The organism is Limnospira sp., from assembly GCF_051859755.1.
In the GTDB taxonomy this organism is placed as follows: domain Bacteria; phylum Cyanobacteriota; class Cyanobacteriia; order Cyanobacteriales; family Microcoleaceae; genus Limnospira; species Limnospira fusiformis.
Window position 1 is genome coordinate 1,444 of sequence record NZ_JBIMLI010000179.1, and the last position, 6,425, is coordinate 7,868.

The window sequence follows — 6,425 nt, forward strand, 5'->3', positions numbered from 1 at the left end:
TTCCCAGTTTTGCCAAAAATGTGGCAGTAAACTCCGACTGGCAGAACGCTACTATGCTAAAAGCATCCTCGGACAAGGCGGGTTCGGACGCACATTTCTGGCAGTGGATGACTTCAAACCTTCTCAACCTCCCTGCGTGATTAAGCAATTCCTTCCCCAGGCGCAAGGAACCGCTACCCTAGAAAAAGCCGCCCAATTATTCGACCAAGAAGCCCAACGTTTAGAACTCCTCGGCAAACATTCCCAAATCCCGGAACTGTTGGCTTATTTTACGGCTGATAACCGTCAATATTTAATTCAGGAATTTATCGAAGGGGAAACCCTAGAACAGGAGCTAGATAAAGGCGCTTTTACGGAAAATAAAATCAGTTCCCTGCTCAAGGATTTATTGCCAGTTTTGTATTTTGTACACAAACATAAAGTGATTCACCGGGATATTAAACCGGAAAACATCATTAGACGAGCCAGTGATAACAAGTTAGTCCTAGTGGATTTTGGAGCATCTAAACAGGTGCAGCGCACATCTCTTAGCGTCACGGGAACGGTTATCGGTTCGGCGGCATATTGCGCCCCGGAACAGGCTATGGGAAAACCTCAATATGGGAGTGATTTATATAGTTTAGGGGTGACTTGTTTATACCTGCTAACCCAAGTGAGTCCGTCATATTTATATGACCCCTTAGAATCACAATGGGTGTGGCGTGAGCATTTAAATGGCAATCAGGTGAGTGATAAATTAGGCGAAATCTTAGAGCGTTTGGTTGAGACAGTATTTAAAAAACGCTATCAATCTGTAGCCGAAGTATGGGCAGATTTACAGCGATATTATGGGAAACAGATTATCATAAAGAATCCTAAAAACATCATTCCCAATACTGCTAAAAAGATTACCAATACAACTCCCCCAGCGGTAACCCAGAAGTTTGAATTTGACATCGTTACGGTCAATTCAAAGGGCAGAGAAATTAACCGCCGTCGCGGTCAGGCTGAATGTATTATCGAAGACCTGGGAAATGGGGTGACTCTGGAGATGGTGCTAATTCCGGGGGGAACCTTTACCATGGGTGCGCCGAGTGGTGAAGCTGGAAGTTCATACGCTGAAAGACCCCAACACCGAGTCACGATTAAACCCTTCCTCATGGGAAAATATCCGGTTACCCAAGCACAATGGCGACAAGTGGCTAGTTTCCCCAAACTCCAACGGGACTTGAGCCTAGACCCCTCATATTTTAAAGGATTAAATCTTCCGGTTGAAAAAGTTTTTTGGTATGATGTAATGGAGTGGTGCGATCGCCTCTCGAAAAGAATTGGCAAACCCTACCGATTGCCCAGTGAAGCCGAGTGGGAATATGCAGCCCGCGCCGGAACTACTAGCCCCTTTCATGTCGGTGATACCCTGACGACGGACCTCGCCAACTACGATGGCAACCACACCTATAGCTCAGGACCCAAGGGAGCCTACCGCGAACAAACCACCCCCGTCGGTCAGTTTCAACACGCCAACGCCTTTGGCTTGTATGATATCCACGGGAACGTTTGGGAATGGTGCGCTGACCCCTGGCACGACAGCTACAATGGTGCGCCTTCGGATGGTCGTGTGTGGGATGTTGGTAACGATAATCGTTATCAATTACGAATAGCTATCAACTCTTCACGAATAGCTATCAACTCTTTGGGAAAAACAGAAAGAAGGGTGCTGCGCGGCGGTTCGTGGTACGACTATCCAGATAACTGCCGTTGTGCCTACCGCTACGGGGCTGACCCGGACTTCCTCTTCTACAACAACGGTTTTCGGGTAGCGCTTTAGTAGGTTGGGTTTCGCTGCGCTTCACCCAACTTCCCAGCCAGCCGTGAGCCACCGGGTTTCTGTTTCGGCAACCCAAGCAGCAGCGGATTTTGGTAAAATACGCCCATATTTTATCGATTCCATCATGTTGTGGCAAAACGGACAGAAACTCAACAACGGGAACTATATGGTCGATCGCATTTTGGGACAGGGGCGATTTTCCGTCACCTATCTCGCGAAGGAAGTGCGGACGAATGGCTATGTTGCCATTAAAACCCTGAATCCCGATGCTTCCATGTTAAAAGATCTCAAGCCCTCGGAACGGGAAAAATATGCGACCAAATTTTATGATGAAGCCCTAAAACTCTCCCAATGCCAACATCCTCATATTGTCAAAGTGCGAGAAATTTTTGACGAAGCGGTGCGGGAGGGATGGTTTGCCAATACTCGCTATCCGTGTATCGTCATGGACTATATTGATGGGGTCAGTCTCGGTCAGCGGGGAGAACCTCAACTTCCCGAAAAAATTGCCCTGGGCTATATTCAACAAATTGGTTCCGCTTTGATTTCCGTCCACCAACGGGGTCTTTTGCATCGAGATCTTAAACCCGGAAATATTATGATTCGCGCCGGAAAACAAGAGGCGATTTTAATTGATTTTGGCTTGGCGAGGTCTTTCGATCATCCCCTCACCCAACAAATTACCGTTGATGGCTTTGCACCCTTCGAATTGTATTCCCACCTGGAACCCAAAGGACCCTGGACGGACGTTTACAGCCTGGCGGCGACCCTGTATGTGCTGCTGACCGGAAAAAAACCTGAAAGTGCCTTAGATCGCCATGATACCGATTCCGATGTGCATTTGACTCCCCCCCCCGTTTGCACAATCCCAAGATTAGCCAAAAGGTTAATCAGGCGATCGTTCATGCCATGGCTTTAATTCCGGGCGATCGCACCCAGAGTGTACCGGAATTTCTGCGGGAATTGGGAATCGGGCGCTGGTCGCCAATTCCCCAATGGGATAGTCTGCCGATCGCCCTTCAATTGGCTGCTACTGTTGCCGGCATTCTCGGTGCGATCGCAACCATAATCGCCCTATTTTTAAATAAATAGCCCTGGGTGGGTGTACAATATTGACATCCTCACCGACTGACACCCGGACAATGTACTGGCCCAACGGACACTCACTCCAAAACGGCAAATTCACCATCGAAACTGTCCTCGGACAGGGTGGGTTCGGCATTACCTACAAAGCCCTGCATCGGGGCTTCAATGCCCCCGTGGTGATCAAAACCCCCAATGCCTTTTTGCGACATGACCCCGACTATGCCAAATACGTCCAACGCTTCATCCGGGAAGCCCAAATTTTAGCCCAACTGGAGAGGGACCCCAACCCCCACATCGTCCGCGTCAAGGACTTATTTGAAGAATCCGACTCCCATTGTCTGGTAATGGAATTTATCGAGGGCAAAAACCTCTATACTCTGGTGCAGGAACAAGGCCCCCTTTCGGAAGCGACCGCCCTGGAGTTAATTTGTCCGGTGGCTCAGGCTTTGGCACAGGTGCATCGCGCTGGTATTGTTCACCGGGATGCCACCCCGGTTAATATCATGTTGCGAGGTAACCGTCAGCCGGTATTGATTGATTTTGGCATCGCTGGAAATGTCGTCCCCAGTGTCACCAGTTCCAAGATTTTTGGCAATAAGGCTTTTGCACCCTACGAACAGTTAATTAAAGGCGATCGCTCCCCCACGGTCGATATTTACACTCTGGCAGCATCTCTCTATTATGCCGTAACGAAGCAGTTGCCGAGGGACTGTTTTTCCCGCAAGGTAGACCGGGAAGAGTTGGTGCCGCCCAAGGATTTGGCATCGGTGAGCGATGCTATTAATGATGCGATTATGGCGGGGATGGCGTTAAATAAAACCCAGCGCCCTCAGTCGATGGAGGAGTGGTTAAAGCTGTTGGAACCGCCGAAACCCACCCCCCTTTACCGACCAAAAACGACTTCTTTTTCCTTTGACATCGTTACGGTAAATTCAAAGGGACAAGAAATTAACCGCCGTCCCGGTCAGGCTGAATGTATTATCGAAGACCTGGGAAATGGTGTGACTCTGGAGATGGTGCTAATTCCGGGGGGAACCTTTATTATGGGTGCGCCGAGTGGTGAAGCTGGAAGTTCTAATGCTGAAAGACCCCAACACCGAGTCACGATTAAACCCTTCCTAATGGGGAAATATCCGGTTACCCAAGCACAATGGCGACAAGTGGCTAGTTTCCCCAAACTCCAACGAGACCTGAACCCAGACCCCTCAAGATTTAAAGGATTAAATCTTCCGGTTGAAAAAGTTTCATGGTATGATGTAATCGAGTGGTGCGCCCGCCTCTCGAAAAGAATCGGCAAACCCTACCGATTGCCCAGTGAAGCCGAGTGGGAATATGCAGCCCGCGCCGGAACAACTAGCCCCTTTCATGTCGGTGATACCCTGACGACAGACCTCGCCAACTACCGTGGCGACTACACCTATAGCTCAGGACCCAAGGGAGCCTACCGCGAACAAACCACCCCCGTCGGTCAGTTTCAACACGCCAACGCATTTGGCTTGTATGATATCCACGGGAACGTTTGGGAATGGTGCGCTGACCCCTGGCACGACAGCTACAATGGTGCGCCTTCGGATGGTCGTGTGTGGGATGTTGGGAACGATAATCGTTATCAAAAACCTATTGAATATTTAGTCAAGTTTTTGGGAAGCAAAGACCACCGAGTGCTGCGCGGCGGTTCGTGGTACGGCAATCCAGAAAGCTGCCGTTGTGCCTACCGCTACAGGTCCGACCCGGACAACCTCTACTACAACGTCGGTTTTCGGGTAGCGCTTTAGTAGGTTGGGTGAAGCGCAGCGAAACCCAACTTTCCCAGCCGTGATAAATCAGGTGTCTGTGAAAAAGCGGGTTAATTTTGGGCATTTATGGTAATGTAGAATCAGGTATCAATAACCCTCCTGATTATGAGCCAGTGTCTCAACCCAGACTGCCTCCACATCAACCCCGACGGTTCCCAGTTTTGCCAAAAATGTGGCAGTCAACTCCGACTGGCAGAACGCTACTATGCTAAAAGCATCCTCGGACAAGGTGGGTTCGGACGCACATTTCTGGCAGTAGATGACTTCAAACCTTCTAAACCTCCCTGCGTGATTAAGCAATTCCTTCCCCAGGCGCAAGGAACCGCTACCCTAGAAAAAGCCGCCCAATTATTCGACCAAGAAGCCCAACGTTTAGAAATCCTCGGCAAACATTCCCAAATCCCGGAACTGTTGGCTTATTTTACGGCTGATAACCGTCAATATTTAATTCAGGAATTTATCGAAGGGGAAACCCTAGAACAGGAGCTAGATAAAGGCGCTTTTACGGAAAATAAAATCAGTTCCCTGCTCAAGGATTTATTGCCAGTTTTGTATTTTGTACACAAACATAAAGTGATTCACCGGGATATTAAACCGGAAAACATCATTAGACGAGCCAGTGATAACAAGTTAGTCCTAGTGGATTTTGGAGCATCTAAACAGGTGCAGCGCACATCTCTTAGCGTCACGGGAACGGTTATCGGTTCGGCGGCATATTGCGCCCCGGAACAGGCTATGGGAAAACCTCAATATGGGAGTGATTTATATAGTTTAGGGGTGACTTGTTTATACCTGCTAACCCAAGTGAGTCCGTCATATTTATATGACCCCTTAGAATCACAATGGGTGTGGCGTGAGCATTTAAATGGCAATCAGGTGAGTGATAAATTAGGCGAAATCTTAGAGCGTTTGGTTGAGACAGTATTTAAAAAACGCTATCAATCTGTAGCCGAAGTATGGGCAGATTTACAGCGATATTATGGGAAACAGATTATCATAAAGAATCCTAAAAACATCATTCCCAATACTGCTAAAAAGATTACCAATACAACTCCCCCAGCGGTAACCCAGAAGTTTGAATTTGACATCGTTACGGTCAATTCAAAGGGCAGAGAAATTAACCGCCGTCGCGGTCAGGCTGAATGTATTATCGAAGACCTGGGAAATGGGGTGACTCTGGAGATGGTGCTAATTCCGGGGGGAACCTTTACCATGGGTGCGCCGAGTGGTGAAGCTGGAAGTTCATACGCTGAAAGACCCCAACACCGAGTCACGATTAAACCCTTCCTCATGGGAAAATATCCGGTTACCCAAGCACAATGGCGACAAGTGGCTAGTTTCCCCAAACTCCAACGGGACTTGAGCCTAGACCCCTCATATTTTAAAGGATTAAATCTTCCGGTTGAAAAAGTTTTTTGGTATGATGTAATGGAGTGGTGCGATCGCCTCTCGAAAAGAATTGGCAAACCCTACCGATTGCCCAGTGAAGCCGAGTGGGAATATGCAGCCCGCGCCGGAACTACTAGCCCCTTTCATGTCGGTGATACCCTGACGACGGACCTCGCCAACTACGATGGCAACCACACCTATAGCTCAGGACCCAAGGGAGCCTACCGCGAACAAACCACCCCCGTCGGTCAGTTTCAACACGCCAACGCCTTTGGCTTGTATGATATCCACGGGAACGTTTGGGAATGGTGCGCTGACCCCTGGCACGACAGCTACAATGGTGCGCC

General features: G+C 48.9%; 5 protein-coding genes. All 5 read left to right on the forward strand.

The window, feature by feature from the left end:
- A partial coding sequence (locus ACTIE0_RS21470) for a bifunctional serine/threonine-protein kinase/formylglycine-generating enzyme family protein (RefSeq protein WP_439516980.1) occupies positions 1 to 1,807 on the forward strand: 1,807 nt, incomplete at its 5' end.
- Positions 1,808 to 1,931: 124 nt separating this feature from the next.
- Positions 1,932 to 2,726 (forward strand): serine/threonine protein kinase, encoded by a 795-nt coding sequence (locus ACTIE0_RS21475; RefSeq protein WP_006669345.1) that lies wholly within the window; start codon positions 1,932 to 1,934, stop codon positions 2,724 to 2,726.
- On the forward strand, positions 2,717 to 2,899 hold the full coding sequence (locus ACTIE0_RS21480; RefSeq protein WP_006624009.1) for a hypothetical protein: 183 nt from the start codon (positions 2,717 to 2,719) through the stop codon (positions 2,897 to 2,899). Before ACTIE0_RS21475 ends, ACTIE0_RS21480 begins: the two co-directional genes overlap by 10 nt.
- Positions 2,900 to 2,949: 50 nt before the next feature.
- Complete coding sequence (locus ACTIE0_RS21485; protein WP_439516981.1) at positions 2,950 to 4,668, forward strand: SUMF1/EgtB/PvdO family nonheme iron enzyme; 1,719 nt, start codon at positions 2,950 to 2,952, stop codon at positions 4,666 to 4,668.
- 126 nt (positions 4,669 to 4,794) lie between these two features.
- On the forward strand, positions 4,795 to 6,425 hold a 1,631-nt coding region (locus ACTIE0_RS21490), incomplete at its 3' end, for a bifunctional serine/threonine-protein kinase/formylglycine-generating enzyme family protein (protein ID WP_439516982.1).